This window comes from Paractinoplanes deccanensis (assembly GCF_016862115.1).
Lineage (GTDB): Bacteria > Actinomycetota > Actinomycetes > Mycobacteriales > Micromonosporaceae > Actinoplanes > Actinoplanes deccanensis.
In genome coordinates this window covers 165,184-179,396 of the sequence record NZ_BOMI01000002.1, presented here as the reverse complement: position 1 = coordinate 179,396, position 14,213 = coordinate 165,184, and the positions used below count along the sequence as shown (strand labels likewise).

The 14,213-nt window shown below is 72.4% G+C and carries 11 protein-coding genes and 1 pseudogene; 4 read left to right on the top strand and 8 right to left on the bottom strand.

Features of this window, described 5'->3' with window-relative positions:
- Positions 1 to 42: 42 nt before the first annotated feature.
- Positions 43 to 678, top strand: coding sequence for a TetR/AcrR family transcriptional regulator C-terminal domain-containing protein (locus Ade02nite_RS00855; RefSeq protein WP_203759506.1), 636 nt, complete (start codon positions 43 to 45; stop codon positions 676 to 678).
- Here Ade02nite_RS00855 and Ade02nite_RS00850 read toward each other — a convergent pair.
- The 3 genes and pseudogenes from Ade02nite_RS00850 to Ade02nite_RS51060 all read right to left on the bottom strand — a co-directional run.
- The gene (locus Ade02nite_RS00850) at positions 675 to 1,040 is read right to left on the bottom strand and encodes a VOC family protein (protein ID WP_203759504.1); all 366 of its coding nucleotides are present in this window, start codon (positions 1,038 to 1,040) and stop codon (positions 675 to 677) included. The two genes, Ade02nite_RS00855 and Ade02nite_RS00850, sit on opposite strands and share 4 nt — an antisense overlap.
- A 43-nt stretch (positions 1,041 to 1,083) precedes the next feature.
- The gene (locus tag Ade02nite_RS00845; protein WP_239168415.1) at positions 1,084 to 2,520 is read right to left on the bottom strand and encodes an N-acetylmuramoyl-L-alanine amidase; all 1,437 of its coding nucleotides are present in this window, start codon (positions 2,518 to 2,520) and stop codon (positions 1,084 to 1,086) included.
- 309 nt (positions 2,521 to 2,829) lie between these two features.
- Positions 2,830 to 3,063: pseudogene (locus Ade02nite_RS51060) on the bottom strand (hypothetical protein); the annotation flags it as partial.
- A gap of 286 nt (positions 3,064 to 3,349) precedes the next feature.
- Here Ade02nite_RS51060 and Ade02nite_RS00840 point away from each other — a divergent pair.
- Positions 3,350 to 5,623, top strand: a complete 2,274-nt coding sequence (locus tag Ade02nite_RS00840; RefSeq protein WP_203759500.1) for a putative bifunctional diguanylate cyclase/phosphodiesterase — start codon at positions 3,350 to 3,352, stop codon at positions 5,621 to 5,623.
- Positions 5,624 to 5,767: 144 nt separating this feature from the next.
- On the opposite strand, the gene Ade02nite_RS00835 is transcribed toward Ade02nite_RS00840, so the two are convergent.
- The 4 genes from Ade02nite_RS00835 to Ade02nite_RS00820 form a co-directional block, all read right to left on the bottom strand.
- A complete protein-coding gene (locus Ade02nite_RS00835) occupies positions 5,768 to 6,694 on the bottom strand; it encodes a sugar kinase (protein ID WP_203759498.1) in 927 nt (308 codons plus the stop codon).
- Complete coding sequence (locus Ade02nite_RS00830) at positions 6,691 to 7,326, bottom strand: bifunctional 4-hydroxy-2-oxoglutarate aldolase/2-dehydro-3-deoxy-phosphogluconate aldolase (RefSeq protein ID WP_203759496.1); 636 nt, start codon at positions 7,324 to 7,326, stop codon at positions 6,691 to 6,693. The genes Ade02nite_RS00835 and Ade02nite_RS00830 overlap by 4 nt, the downstream gene beginning before the upstream one ends.
- Positions 7,316 to 7,915, bottom strand: coding sequence for a hypothetical protein (locus Ade02nite_RS00825; RefSeq protein ID WP_203759494.1), 600 nt, complete (start codon positions 7,913 to 7,915; stop codon positions 7,316 to 7,318). The genes Ade02nite_RS00830 and Ade02nite_RS00825 overlap by 11 nt, the downstream gene beginning before the upstream one ends.
- Before the next feature lie 77 nt (positions 7,916 to 7,992).
- Complete coding sequence (locus Ade02nite_RS00820; RefSeq protein WP_203759492.1) at positions 7,993 to 10,662, bottom strand: AfsR/SARP family transcriptional regulator; 2,670 nt, start codon at positions 10,660 to 10,662, stop codon at positions 7,993 to 7,995.
- A gap of 145 nt (positions 10,663 to 10,807) precedes the next feature.
- Between Ade02nite_RS00820 and Ade02nite_RS00815 the strand changes: the two genes are divergently transcribed.
- On the top strand, positions 10,808 to 11,170 hold the full coding sequence (locus Ade02nite_RS00815) for a hypothetical protein (RefSeq protein ID WP_203759490.1): 363 nt from the start codon (positions 10,808 to 10,810) through the stop codon (positions 11,168 to 11,170).
- Between the two features lie 995 nt (positions 11,171 to 12,165).
- Here the strand turns inward: Ade02nite_RS00815 and Ade02nite_RS00810 are convergent.
- Positions 12,166 to 13,194, bottom strand: coding sequence for a class I SAM-dependent methyltransferase (locus Ade02nite_RS00810; protein ID WP_203759488.1), 1,029 nt, complete (start codon positions 13,192 to 13,194; stop codon positions 12,166 to 12,168).
- Between the two features lie 72 nt (positions 13,195 to 13,266).
- Between Ade02nite_RS00810 and Ade02nite_RS00805 the strand changes: the two genes are divergently transcribed.
- Positions 13,267 to 14,166 carry an NADP-dependent oxidoreductase gene (locus Ade02nite_RS00805; protein ID WP_203759486.1) on the top strand — a complete coding sequence of 300 codons (900 nt, stop codon included), beginning with the start codon at positions 13,267 to 13,269 and terminating at the stop codon, positions 14,164 to 14,166.
- Positions 14,167 to 14,213 lie beyond the last annotated feature (47 nt).

The following is a 14,213-nucleotide window of genomic DNA, read 5'->3' as shown; positions in this document are numbered from 1 at the left end:
CTCATTTCCCGTACAACGTACTAGAAATACTAGGAGGCATCGATGGCTCGCGGAAGGCCGCCGGCGCACACGCGCGATCAGGTGGTGGACGCGGCGATCGCCGTCGCCGACGCGGAGGGGCTCGACGCGGTGACCATGCGGCGGGTCGCCACGGAGATCGGCGCGGGGGCGATGTCGCTCTACACGTACGTCCCCACCAGGGATTCTCTGCTCGACCTGATGGTGGACCGGGTCGGCGGGACGGCCGCGCGCGCCGACCTGACGGGGGAGTGGCGGCGCGATCTCCTGACCGTGGCGGGCGAGCAGCGGGCGCTCATGTTGGCACATCCGTGGCTGCCGTCGGCCCTGCCGAACAGGCGGCTGACCGGCCGCAACACCCTCGCCTATCTGGAACGGGGGCTCGCCGCGCTCGCGCCCACCGGGCTCGACGGCCCGACGCGGCTCGAGCTGATCGCGCTGGTGACCGGCTTCGTGGCGTCCTACGTGACGTCCGAGCTGGCCGGCGCCGCCCCGTCGGACGAGCAGGTCGCGCTGATCGGCGAGGCCGTGGCGAGCGGCGACTTCCCGCATCTGGCTGCCGCCCTCGCCGACGGCAGGGGGCGCGAGCTCACGTTCGAGCGGGTCGCCGACTGGATGATCACGGGCCTGGTCACCCAGGCCCGTGATCACCGCTCCTAACCCTTCAAGCAGATGTCGAACGGCTGGCCGCTCGGGTCGAGCAGCACCCGCCAGCGGTCCGGCTGCGGCTGCTCGGCCGGCTTGGTGGCGCCCAGGGCGAGCGCCTGCTCCTCGGCCTTGTCCAGGTCCTCGACGTAGAGATCGAGGTGGAACCGCTTCGGCGCGCTCTCGTCGGGCCAGCCCGGACCCGAGTAGCCGGGCACCAGGCCGAAGCCGAGGCTCGCCGAGCCGTCGCCGATCATCGCGTATTCGTCCTGGCTGTGCAGCACCTTCCAGCCCAGCACCTGGGAGTAGAACCTGGCGAGCCCGGCCGGGTCGGCCGCGTCCAGGTTGATCATTGCCAACGTCGCGAATCCGCTCATGGCAGCGATCCTTCCCGCCATACCTGACATCTGCTGTCAGTTATCACTTCAGGTACACGAGACCGTCGATCGCCACCCCGGGCCGCCCCGGCGTGCCCTCGACCTCGACCCGCACGGTGTGCTCGCCGCTGTCGTTCCACCAGCGCGACCACACGGCCTGCCGGTTGAGCGGCCCGGTCGACTTCAGATCGACGGTGCCCTGCGCCTGGCCGTCCACGAAGATCCGCACCCGGCCCGCGTTCGGCCCCCGGCTGAAGATCAGCGCGACCGAGCTGCCGCTCAGCGTCCAGCTCGCGCTGCTGCCCGCCGTCGCGGCGCCGAGCGCCGCTCCGCCCAGGTAGGCGCGGTTGTTCAGCAGTCGCCACGTCCCGGTCCGCTGCGACGCGGCCTCCGCCAGGACGACAGGGGTGCGGGTGACCGACGCGCTGACGGTGTTGCGCGCCCGGTCGCCGGCGATCATCGCGTACGTGGCCGGCGCGCCCGGCCGGATCGCGAAGGCCCGGCTGGTCGTGGTCGTGAACAGGTTCGTCCGGGCCGGCCTGGTGAGGCCGACGTAGATCAGGCCGTTCGGGTCGGTGACCTTCCAGTCGAGCCGTACGGGCACGGTGGCGCCGACCGTGCCCGGCCGCAGCACCAGGTCCGGCTCCTTGTCGTAGACGGGCGCGACCGCATCGGACACGACCGTGGTGCTGATGCCGGCGACCCGGCCCGACAGGTGCAGCGCGCGGATCGACACCAGGTGCTTGCCGGGGCCCACGGTCACCGAGAACGTCCGGTGCGTGCCCGGCGCGGCGGCCGCCAGCACCCCGTCCACGTACACCTCGAAGCGGTTGATCAGCGCGCTCGCCGTGCGCGTGTCCCAGCGGGGCCGGATCGTGCCCTTGGTGAACCACATTCCGCCGTACGGCCACGCGGCCCCCATGCTCAGCAGCCGGAACCCCGCCGGTGCCCCGCCGGCGATCGCGCGGATCGCCGGAAGCTGCCCGTAGAGCGCGTCGCCGGGGCAGTCGGTGCGGCCGGCGTCGCGGTGGCCGGAGATCCGCCACATCTCGACCTTGGCGCCCTGGGGGTAGCGGTTGCTCCCGCCCGAGGTCAGCACGACCCGCCCGGCGGGCGGATTGCCGGCGGCGCCGAGCTTGTACGCGGCGACGGTCCCGATCGCCCGCCGCACGGTGGCCGAGACGCCGGACCCGCCGTAGGTGCCGATCACGGCGATGGCGCTGGCGTCCGTGTTGAAGCCCATCGTGTGCGCCCCGAGCACCGGCAGGGCGACCCCGCCCCGCCGCCCCTCGAAGATCGTCCCGCACCGGTCGACGAGGAAGTTGTACCCGATGTCGTCCCATCCGCGGCTGCGCACGTGATAGGCCTGGATCCCCCGGATGACGGCGGCCGACTGTGAGCAGCTGTACCCGTTGCCGGTGGCCGTGTGATGCACGAAGAACTCCTGGATCACCCCGGTGTACTCGGGCTCTCCCTTCACGATGGCTTCGTTGGCGCCCCACCCGGCCCGATAGACCATCCGCGGCACCGGGCGCGGCGGAAGAGTGACGGCCGCCGCCCGCGCCACCCCGCGCAGCCGCCCGGCCGACGCTCCCTGCGCACTTCGCGCCGCGGGTCCCGCTGGGTCCGCCCCGCCGTCCGTCGGCCCTACCCTCCCCCTGATAACCGACTTATCGGATTTATCGGGCAAGGAAGATCGTTGACTGAGTGCAGCCGCATGCGCGTCCGGGTTCACCAAGTCCAGCCGCAAGTCCGCGGGGAGCGGGGCGTCGCCGCCTGCGATCTGGGCTTCGATGCCGTTCGACGGGCCCACCCAGAGCGGGTCCGTCGAGCCCCGCCGCGCCCCCGGGGTGTTGCCGTCGGCCTCCAAACTCTGCCACGCCGACCACCGGCCGGTGTCGAGCGCTCGGGTGCGAATCCGCACGGTGCCGCCGACGGTGGCGGACGGATCGGCCCAAGTGGCGCCGATCAGGCTGAAAGGCTGGGTCCGTGTGCGGCTGGTGGCCGGCGCGTGCAGGCTCACTGTCTGGAGCTCGGGCGCCGCCGCCGGGGCGGCGCTCGCGTGGCTTTGCGGGATCGTCAGGCCCGCGGTTATCGTGAGCAGCGCTGAAGCCGCCCGGGTCTTCGTCCGATTCCGGTGCACATGTCCCCCTGTGGTGCTGGTTCATCGGCCACGAGACACCTTGCCGCTCGCTGCGGCGTTCGTCCGGAAAAGTCGGTCAAATCCCCCTGCCGTCGGCGGCTATTGTCCGAAAGGTCGGCGTGTCACACCCCATCAAGACCTGGCTTCCGCTGCCGATGGCACAACCATGACCAAGTCGCTCGGCACCGGCGCCGCACGCCTGCACCTGGCGCTCTGCATTCCGCTGCTGGTGCTCCTGGCCGCCGGCCTGGCCTGGTCTCGGAGCGCGGCCATGGTCCTGATCATGGTGCTCGGCGTGACGGCCCTCGCCGTCGGCCCGAAGCGCCTGCTCGCCGACGAGGACCAGCGCGCTCCGTGGCGCCACATCCGCTACGCGGCGTACCTGTTCGTCATCGCCACCGTCATCCGGGCGCTGGTGCCGAGCACGATGGCCACGCCGCCCACCACGATGGCGCTCATCCCCAACGCGTTCGTCGTGCCGGCGTACCTCTACCTCGGCTGGGCCTACAGCGGCATGCTGCGCCGCCGGCGGGCCGCCGAGGACGACCCGGCCCGGATCGACGCGCTGCTGGTCGGCCTCGCCGGCGCGTTCCTGACCTGGACATTCGTTATCGCGCCCGCGATCGACGACTCCGGCATGACGGTCATGCGGGTGCTCGACGCGTTCTTCCCGATCATCGACGTGGTGCTGCTGGTCCTGGTCGCCCAGCTGCTGCTCGCCGGCGGCGCCCGCCAGCCGGCGCTCTGGCTGCTCGTGGTCGCGTCCACCGCCATGTTCGTCGGCGACCTGCTCTTCACGCTCCGCGACGCCGAGATGATCTCGGTTTCACAGCACGTGGTGGACGTGCTCTTCGCCGTGATGTTCGTGGCGCTTCCCGCCGCCGCGGTGCACCCCTCCATGCGCACGCTGACCCAGCCCCAGAACATCGTGGTGCGCGACCTCGGCCGGGTGCGGCTCGCCGTGATCGCCACCGTGATGGTCGTGCCGACGGTGGTCGCGACCCTCATGCCGCTGGGCAGCCTCGGCAACAACCTCGTCCGCGCCCTGCTCTGCGCGCTCGTCGTCGTGGCGGTGCTCGTGCGCGTGGTGCGCTCCAACAACTCGCGCGTGCGCGCCGAGCGGGCCAGCCGCCGCCGCGCCACCCATGACGCCCTCACCGACCTGCCCAACCGCGAGCTGCTGGCCGAGACCGTGGCGGGCTGGGCCGGCCGCGCCGAGGAGGAGGGGCTGGAGATCAGCCTGCTCTTCATCGACCTCGACCGCTTCAAGATGATCAACGATCACTGGGGGCACCGGGTCGGCGACGAGCTGCTCTGCGAGGTGGCCGCCCGGCTCGGCGGCCAGGTCCGCACCCAGGACATCGTGGCCCGCATCGGCGGCGACGAGTTCGTGGTCGCCCTGGCCAGCCCGTCCCACCTGCGCCTGGCCGACTCGCTCGCCGAGCGCCTGCTGGTCGAGCTGGCCCGCCCGTTCCGCCTCTCGGTCGGCGACGTGACGCTCTCGGCGTCGATCGGCGTGGCCAAGTCGTACGGCGGAGCCCACGCCCTGGAATTGATCCGCGACGCGGACACCGCGATGTACAAGGCCAAGGGCTCCGGCCGCAACGCCGTGGCGCTCTTCGACACGTCGCTGCGCGAGCAGATCCGCGACCGGGTCAAGCTGGAGCAGGCGCTGCGCGGCGCCGCCCGTCGTGGCGAGCTCGCCGTCCACTTCCAGCCGATCGTCGACGTGCGCACCGGCGAGCTCGACGGCTTCGAGGCGCTGATGCGCTGGAACTCCGCCGAGCTGGGCTTCGTGCGCCCCGACGAGTTCATCCCGATCGCCGAGGAGACCGGCATGATCGTGGAGATGGGCGCCTGGCTGCTCCGCGAGTCGGTGCGGCAGCTGCTGGAGTGGCGTGCCGAGCGCGGCCCCGGCGCCCGCCCGCTGCACGTCTCGGTCAACGTCGCGGTCCGCCAGCTGCGCGACGGCAACCTGGTCACCATCGTCGACCAGCTGCTGCGCGACACCGGCCTGGACCCGTCCTGCCTGTGGCTCGAGATCACCGAGTCCGGCGTCATGGCGGACATCGAGACCGCGCTGATCACCCTCAACGCCCTGGATGCGCTGGGCGTGACCCTCTGCATCGACGACTTCGGCACGGGCTATTCGTCGCTCAGCTACCTGCACCGGCTCCCGGTCGGCATCGTGAAGATCGACCGCTCGTTCATCTCGCGGATCGGCGCCGACGGCCCGGACGAGCCGATCGTGCGTGCCGTCCTCGCCATGACCCACGCCATGGGCCACCGCGTGGTCGCCGAGGGCGTCGAGACGCAGGACCAGCGCGACTGGCTGCACGGCCAGGGCTGCGACCTGATCCAGGGCTGGTATTACGGCAAGGCGGACCGCCCCGAGAACCTGACCCACTGGATCAGCCCGCAGAAGGTGGCCACGGCGTAGCCGCCTAGAGCAGCACGTTGAGCAGGATCGTCAGCACCACCGACGCCAGGACCGAGAAGAGGATCATGCCGAGGCAGCCGAGCGGGCCGCCGAGGAACCGGACCTCCGTGTTTCCGATGCGCATGCCGGTGGTGTACCCGTTTTTCAGCGGCGTACGTCGTCGCCCTTGAGCGCGGCCAGCTCGGCCCGCGTCGGCGCGCCCTCGCAGTCGCCGGGCACCGTGACGGCGAACGCGCCGGCGGCGATCGCGGTGGCCAGCCGGTCGGCGGGCGGCGCGCCGGCCAGCCGGTCGGCCAGGTAGCCGGCCACGAACGCGTCGCCCGCGCCGACCGGGTCGATCACGGTGACCGGCAGGACCGGCAGCGCATGCCGCTCGCCGTCGATCAGCGCCGTGCAGCCGCGGGCGCCGTCCTTGACGATCACCTCGGCCGGGCCCAGCTTGGCGAGGGCGGCCGGCACGTCCTGCGGGTCGACGAACAGCTCCGCCTCCTCGGGCGAGGCGAAGACCACGTCGGCGCGCGAGACCAGGTCGCGCAGCACGGGCGCGGCGTCGAAGCGGCTCCACAGCTTGGAGCGGTAGTTGACGTCGACCGACACCGGCACGCCCGCCGCCCGGGCCGTCTCGATCGACTGGAAGACGGCCGCGCGGGCCGTCTCGCTCAGGGCCGGCGTGATGCCGGTGACGTGCACGACGCCGGAGGCGCTCAGCTCGGCGCTCGGCACGTCGGCGGGTGACAGCCGCGACCCGGCGCTGCCGGCACGGTGGTAGTCGACCTGGGCGAACTGCGCCGACCTGCGGTGGCGCACCATCAGGCCGGTGAACGAGTCGTCGGTGATCGCGAGCGTGCGCACCCCGGCGGCGCCCAGCCGCTCGGCGATCAGCGCGCCCGTCGCGTCGGGGCCGACCCGGCCGAGCCACGTGGCCTCGCCGCCGAGCCGGGCGACGCCGACCGCCACGTTGCTCTCCGCGCCGCCGATGCCGAACGAGAAGCTTCTCGCGTACGGCAAAGGGCCGATGCCGTCGGCGGCGACCAGGCCCATCGTCTCACCGAAGGTGAACAGGCCCGTCATGAGCGGGCGAAGGCGACCGCGCTGACCGCGTGCCGCGCGCGGGCGGCCAGATTGCGCAGGTTGCCCCCGGCGGCCGCGTCGCCGATCAGCGGCGAGCCGATGCCGACCGCCTTGGCGCCGGCGAACAGCCAGTCGGCGATGTCCTCGATCTTGATGCCGCCGGTGGGCATGACCGGGATCTGCGGCAGCGGGCCGCGGACGTCGCGCAGGAACGACGGACCGAGACCGCCGGCGGGGAACAGCTTGATCAGCTCGGCGCCGGCCCTGTAGGCCGCCCACATCTCGGTGGGGGTGCTCGTGCCGGGGTAGAACGGCACCTCGGACGCGGCCACGAGGCCGGCGTCGATCACGGGGGAGACGAGGAACTCCGCGCCGGCGTCGACGGCGGCCTTCGCGTCGTCGGCGGTCAGCACCGTGCCCGCGCCGATCGCGACCGAGGCGGGAAGCTGGCGCCGCAGGCCGGCGATGGCCTCGACGGCGCCGCGGGAGGTCAGCGTGACCTCCATGGCCGTGATGCCGGAATCGACCAGCACCTCGGCGACGGCGGAGAAGTAGTCGGCGGTGGGTGCGCGCAGGATCGCGACGATCCCACTGCGGATGACGGCGGCGGTGGTTTCGCTCCTATCGGTCACGACTCAGATCCTGCCGGACATCGGCGGAACCCTCCAGTGGGGCCGGTTGTGGTTGGCGTCGCAGCAGCGAGCGCGCGCGGCCGTTCAGCGACTCGGCCTCGGACGGCGGGGTGGCCTCGATCCGCAGCTCCTCGCGGATCGCCTCCTCGAACTGCTGCATGACGAGCGGCACCTGGGTGAGCAGCTCGCGGAAGTGGGTCTGCGGCTGCACGCCGGACACGCCCGCGGGATTCATCTCGCCGTGCAATTGCTGCAAAAGCAGGTGTACGGCGAGCGCCGCGCTGCGGACCGGTCCCGAGGCGAGCAGCCGCACCTGCATGAGGGCCGGGCCCACCTCGTCGACGTAGGCGAGCGGGGAGGCGGGCTTGGTCCCGGCGTCGTACGCGGTGCGCAGCCGGTAGGTGTCGCGCTCGAAGACGGCGAGCAGCGCGACGTACGCCGCCTTGCGCTCCTCGTACCACCGCCGGGTCCGCCGCCGGCGACTGCGCAGCTGATCGGAGCGGGCGGTCACGAGCTGGACGGTCGCGGCCCCGGCCAGGGCGAACACTGCGGCGATGAGGGGCAGCCCCCACCACGGGATCTCAGACACGCGATAACGGTATCGACGCCGCGCCCGGTGGGCTCGGCCCGGCGGGGGATCGTGACCGGGCGGCGACCAAATACCACCTATCCGGCCATCCGGGACAGCGCTGCGTCGATCGCTCGTGACGCTTCGTCGTGCACGTGCGCCTTCCGCCCGCGCAACTCGGCGACCCGCTCGGGGCCGAGGCGTTCCGTCGCGGCCGCCCGCGCCCGGTCGAGCCGCGCCGCCTCGGCGGGGTAGAGGCCGGCGGGCGGCAACGCGGCGTCGACCAGCACGGCGGTCTCGTCGGCGCCCACCCGCACGAGCAGCACGATCAGGTTGCGCAGGGCGGCGGCCTGGAGAGTGTCGTTGCCCACGGCCCGCCACAGGTTCAGGACCTCGCGGAACGAGGCGAGCGCCGCGGCCGGGTCACCGTGCCGGCTGCGGATGGCGACCGCGGCGGTCTCGGCCGCGCCCCGGAAGAGCCGATCGTCCACGGTGGCCGCGAGCGCGGCGGCCTCGGTGAGCAGGTCGAGCGCGCGCGGCGGATCGGTGTCGCCGAGCGCCTCGCCGAGACCGTAGAGGGCCTCCGCGCGGGCGCTCGGGTTGCCGGTCGACGTGGCCAGGTCGAGCGCGGCGGTGGCCAGCGCCTCGGCGGCCGCGACATCACCGGACCAGGCCGCGACGAGCGCCTCGCCGACCAGGCCGGACACCCGGTGCACGGGCTCGCCGTCCATCGCCCGGTAGTGGCGCCGGGCCGTCTCGGGGTCGCACTGCACGAGCGCCACGTCGCCGAGCACCTCGTGCGCTGCCGCGCCCAGCGGCTCCACCCGGGAGGCGAGCGCCTGTGCTTCCGCCAGGTTGCCGCGCCCCCAGGCGTGCGTGGCCGCGGCGGCGAGCGCATCGGACATGCCGGACTCCACGGCCGCGTGGCCCCACGCCAGCACCTCGTACTGCTGGCACCGATAGCCGTACCGGTACATCGCCGCTGCCAGCTCGGCCCTGGTGCGCCGGTCACCCCGCGCGAAGGCGAGCCGCAACTCGGGCAGGAGCGCATCGATCTCGCGTACGGCCGCCGCCTGATCCTGCCCCCGCAACCGGCGATCCAGCCGGCGAGCGGCCGCCGCCATCTCGGTCGCGTGCCGCCGCTCGGTGGCCGGCCGGTCGTCGCCGAGCTGCTCCGCCGCGTACGCCCGCACGGTCTCGAGCAGCCGGAACCGCCCCGGCCCGTGCCGCACCACGAGCGACCGGTCCACCAGCGCGGCGATCGAGGCGGCCACCGGCGCGGTCGTGCGGTCGGCGACCACGGCCTCGGCCTGCGCCACCGTGAACGCCCCCGCGAACACCGACAACCGTCGCATCACGACCCGGCCGGCGTCGTCGAGCAGCCCGAAAGACCACTCCACCACGGCACGCAGGGTCCGGTGCCGCGCGTCGGCCGTCCGGCGCCCCCGCACGAGCAGGTCGAGCCGGTCGTCGAGCCGCGCCCGCAACTCCCGCACACCGAGCGCCGCCGCCTGCACCGCGGCGAGCTCGATCGCCAGGGGGAGCCGGTCGAGCCGCCGCACGATCTCCTCGACGTCCTCGTCCGCCGCGACACCCGCCCGCTCCGCGAACAGCCGCGCCGCCGCCGCATCGTCCAAGGGCGCCAGGTCGAGCACGCGTTCACCGTCGACCCGCAGCCGCTCCTGACTGGTCACCACGACCCGCGTCCCGCGCATCGCCTCGACCACGGCGGCCGCCGGTTCCACCACGTGCTCGCAGTTGTCCAGCACCACCACGGAATGCTCCCGCGCCGCCGCCCCGATGGCCGCGATCGGATCGTCCGCCGGCCCGAGCCGGGCACCCACCCCGACCGCCACCGCGGCCAGGAAGTCCTCTTCGGAGACGTCGGCCGCGTCGATCCAGGCGACCCGCGACCCCGCCCGCACGGTCTCGGCGACCAGCCGCGTCTTGCCCACCCCGCCGGGCCCCGCCACGGTCACCAGCGCCGGCCCCCGCAACAGGTCGGCAAGCTCCTTCAGCTCGGCGTCGCGCCCCAGAAAAGACGAGAACCGCAGCGGTACGCGCTGAGCCGCATCCGGCACCCGCGGAGCGGCCGGCGCCTCCTCGCCCCGCAGGATCGAGATCTGCAACCGCCGTACCGCCTCGGAAGGATCAAGCCCGAGCTCGTCCACCACCGCGTCGGCGTGCCGCCGCAACGCCTCGATCGCCTCCCCGCGCCGCCCCGCGCGAGCCAGCGCCCCGGCCAGGACCAGCGCGCCCCGCTCCCAGCACGGCTCCTCCACGGTCGCCGCCCACAGCCGCTCGAGATCAGGGTCGCTCTCCCGGGACACCAGCCGCGCCAACGCCTCCCTGCGCAACCCGGCGAGCCGCTCCGCCACACCCCGGAACGGCTCGCCGTCGAACTCCGGCAGCGCCGGCCCGCGCCACAGCTCCAGGGCCGCCCCCAGCGACGCGTCGTCCCGCAGCAGATCCTCGAAGAGCAGCACGTCCACGGCGTCGCGCGGCACCGCCAGCCGATACCCCGCCGGGTCGAAGCGGATCACCCCCGCCCCGCCGAGCACCGCCCGAAGCCGAGTCACATGCGACTGCAAACTGTTGCGCGCCGACGGCGGCGGCCCCTCCGGCCACAGCGCGTCGACGAGAGCGGCCACTCCCACCGGCCGCCCAGCATGCAGCGCGAGCAGGGCAAGCACCGTCCGCTGACTGGCGGCGCTCACCTGTCCGCCCGCGCCGGCCACGTCGAACGGACCCAACATCCGCACAAACACCCGCCGACGCTACGACCGCCCCTGCCTTGATCGGCTCCCCCGAATGTCCCGGCGACCTGACAGAATCCCGTCACCCGGCAGGGCGTGTCATCTGCCTAGGGTGAGCGCATCACGAGACCTCCGCTGTCGCCTCAGGAGCACCCCGATGCCGATCTTCGAAATCCTCTCGTCGGTCCTCATCGACGTCGGCGGGCACGTCATCGACAACATCCATCACAGCCGTAAGTCCGACGAGATCAACCTCGCCATGCGACGCGAGTTCACCCCGTTGCACGGCCACCACGCCGACGGCTTCCACCTGATGTGCGACCGATGCCGCGCCGACGGCGTGATCAAAAAGAAGCACGACGACCTCCACACGCCCGCCCTGACGACCGCAATCACCGAAAACCAGCGGCTCGACCTCCTGAACTTCTGCCCCCACTGCGGCGGCCGCGTATGGCCGGACTGGAGCCCGTACCTCAGCCGCGAGCGCCCTTTCCCAGACTTCTTCGACTACACCAGGTAGCACGACGCCGCCCGCCGCCCGCCGCCCGCCGCCCGCCGCCCGCTCGCTTGCCGCCCGCCGCCTGCTTGCTTGCCGCCCGTCTGCCGCCCGGCCGCCTGCCGCCCGCCTGCCGGCCGCCGCCTCCAGCTGCCGCCCGCGCACCCGGCACATTTGCTGAGCAGGCTTTGCCGGCGGACCAAGCTGCGCTTTCTCGCGGGGTCGAGCTTTCTCGCGGTTTGAGCTGGGCTTCTCGGAGGACCGAGCTGCGCCGACTCACGGGCTGAGCTGAGTTTGCTGGCAGGCCGAGCCGAGTCTTCTCGGCGGGCATAGCTGGGTCTCCTGGGCGTTGGCCAAAACCGTGTCCCGGCGACCGCCCGAGCTGGGTTTCCGGGCAGCCGGCCTCGCCGGCCTGGAATTGCCGACGGACCAGACCACTCAGCTCAGCCAATCACCAGTAGCCAACAACCCGCGCAATCGGCCTGGAATTGCCGACGGACCAGACCACTCAGCTCAGCCAATCGCCAGTAACCACAAACCCGCGCAACCGGCCTGGAATTGCCGATGGACCAACAACGAAGCGTGCCTGCGTGACCGATCTGCCCTGGCTCGGCCACAGCGCGGCAGCGAACAACGACCCCGACGGCCGCAAGGGGACCGCCCAGCCCGGCCAGCCACAAAGCGGCGATGGACCACCGACTGGCCGTCAGTGGACACCAGGCAAGGTGGAGGGTCGGGGGTGCGCACTCTCGACGTAAAAGTGCTCCTCAGTCGTGAGTGCGCACCCCCGGCCCTCCACCGTCAACCGTGAGAAAGTCCAACCCACCCACCCGCCACCGTCAGGCAGAACCGTTCCCCTGTGGACAGCCCCAGCCGCTGAGCTGAGGTTGTGGATAAGGTCGGCTGCCGCACTTGACAGCCCCTAGCCTGGGCGGTGGCCCCCGGGTGGGTGGGCCTGGTGGGTGGGCCTGGTGGGTGGGCCTGGTGGGTGAGCTCGGAGGACCGGCGGCCGTCGAATCTCAGCGCAACCGATAGAAACGCCAAAACTCGTTCTCGATGTCCAGCGCCTCAGGCGACTCGTACCCCGCCTCGCGCGCCCACCCCAGCAACGTCGGCGCCCGCAGGATCGTCCCGTTCGCGATGACCGGCTTCTCCGCCCTCGTGGCCGGCAGACAGTGCAGGACGCTGAACGCGTACTGCAACCTCTCGATCTCCCCCGCCGGCGCCGTGAACTCGTCGGCAACGCGTTCGTCGCCGATGAACACGCTGCCGCCCGCTGCCAGCAGCTGCCGGGCTCGCCGCAGCACCCCCACCGGGTCGCCCATGTCGTGCAGGGCTTCGAAGATTGTCACCAGGTCGTACGTCCCCGCTGCCTCGGCCGCGTCGCCCACCGCGAAGCTGACCCGGTCGGCCACTCCCGCCTGGGCCGCCGCCGTGCGCGCCGCGGCGATCGATGCCTCGTCCAGGTCGATGCCTCGCACGGTGATGGCCGGGTAGGCCAGTGCCAGCGCGACCGACGAGTGGCCGGTCCCGCAGCCCAGGTCGAGCACTCTCGCCCCCGGGTTCGCGCGCAGCCGGGTCTCGACGTCCGGCACCGAGGGCAGCCACGCCGTGGTGAGCAGGTGGTCGAACATGGGCCGGTTGAAGGCGGCGATGCCGTGCCGGATGTGGCGCCCGTAGTCCGCGTACGAGATGCCCTCGCCGGTTTTGAACGCTGCGATCACCCGCGGGGTGAGCAGGGCCAGCCCGACCGCGAACTCGCCCGCCGTGCCCAGGTAGTCGGGGCCGCCTTCGTCGAGCAGCACCTCGTCGAGCCCGGGTGCGAGGGTGAACGTGTCGCCGTTCACGGTGAGCAGGCCGGCCGCTGCCTGCTGTTCGAGCCATTCGCGGGCGTACCGCTCGTCGATCTCCGTGGTTTTGGCCAGCGCGGCGGCGGTGCGCGGCTGGTCCCGGAGGGCCGCGTAGAGGCCCAGGTCGCGGCCGACCTCGATGGTGAACAGTTCGGCGGCGCCGATCAGGGCGTGAAGGAATCTCTCGCTGAAGGTCATGCACGACACCGTCACCGATGTGACGTGCGGCGCGCTTGACTTCAACGTGCGTTGAGCTTGCAGAGTCGTCTCATGAGAGCAGTCGTGTTCGATCAGTTCGGTCCGCCGTCGGTTCTGCGCCTCGCGGACCTGCCCGATCCGGTGCCCGGTCCGGGGCAGGTGCGGGTGCGGGTGCGTGCCGCCGGGGTGCAGCCGTTCGACGTCGCGGTTCGCCTGGGGCGGATGCCGTGGGCCAAGGTGTCCTTCCCGCAGACCATCGGGCAGGAGTACGCCGGGGTCGTCGACCGGGTGGGCGAGGGGGTCGACGGTTTCGTGGCCGGCGACGCCGTGCTGGGCTCCACGATGTTCAACGGCGCGTCGGAGCTGATCGTCGTCCCCGCCACCGATGTAGTGATGAAGCCGGAAAGCCTGGACTTCTCGACGGCGGCAGCGCTTGTTGCCGCCTCGCAGACCGCGAGCGGATCACTGCGGGAACTGAAGATCCAAGAGAGCGACGTCCTTCTCGTCCACGGTGCCGCGGGCAGCGTCGGCACGGTGGCGACTCAGCTCGCCCGCCTGGCCGGCGCCACGGTGATCGGCACGGCGAGCCCCGCCAATCACGAGCGCCTGAGAGAGATGGGCGCCATCCCCGTCGCGTACGGCCCGGGCCTGGTCGACGCCGTGCGCGCGACCGGCATGCGGCCCACCGTCGCGCTGGACACCGCCGGTGGTGTGGCGCTCGCGCAGTCCGCCGAGCTCGGCATCCCGCGTGACCGCATCGGCACGATTGCCGATGACAAGGCCGCCGCCGAGGTGGGCGCCCGGGTGGTCCGCGCCGGCCGCGATCCGAAGCGCCTCGCCGAGGTGATCGACCTGGCGGCTCGGGGCAAGGTCACCATCCGGGTGCGGACGTTCCCGCTCGACCGGATCGCGGACGCGCACGCGGCCGTCGAGTCCCGGCACAGCGGCGGGAAGGTGGTGGTGATCCTCTAGAAGGGGCGCAGATTAGCTTAGGCTACCCTCACTTCCGAGAGTCCATG

What these genes read in the sequence shown, in the direction of transcription:
- Ade02nite_RS00855 (WP_203759506.1), top strand. Translation starts at nt 43, where the DNA reads ATGGCTCGCGGAAGGCCGCCGGCGCACACGCGCGATCAGGTGGTGGAC.
- Ade02nite_RS00850 (WP_203759504.1), bottom strand. Translation starts at nt 1,040, where the DNA reads ATGAGCGGATTCGCGACGTTGGCAATGATCAACCTGGACGCGGCCGAC.
- Ade02nite_RS00840 (WP_203759500.1), top strand. Translation starts at nt 3,350, where the DNA reads ATGACCAAGTCGCTCGGCACCGGCGCCGCACGCCTGCACCTGGCGCTC.
- Ade02nite_RS00835 (WP_203759498.1), bottom strand. Translation starts at nt 6,694, where the DNA reads ATGACGGGCCTGTTCACCTTCGGTGAGACGATGGGCCTGGTCGCCGCC.
- Ade02nite_RS00815 (WP_203759490.1), top strand. Translation starts at nt 10,808, where the DNA reads ATGCCGATCTTCGAAATCCTCTCGTCGGTCCTCATCGACGTCGGCGGG.
- Ade02nite_RS00810 (WP_203759488.1), bottom strand. Translation starts at nt 13,194, where the DNA reads ATGACCTTCAGCGAGAGATTCCTTCACGCCCTGATCGGCGCCGCCGAA.
- Ade02nite_RS00805 (WP_203759486.1), top strand. Translation starts at nt 13,267, where the DNA reads ATGAGAGCAGTCGTGTTCGATCAGTTCGGTCCGCCGTCGGTTCTGCGC.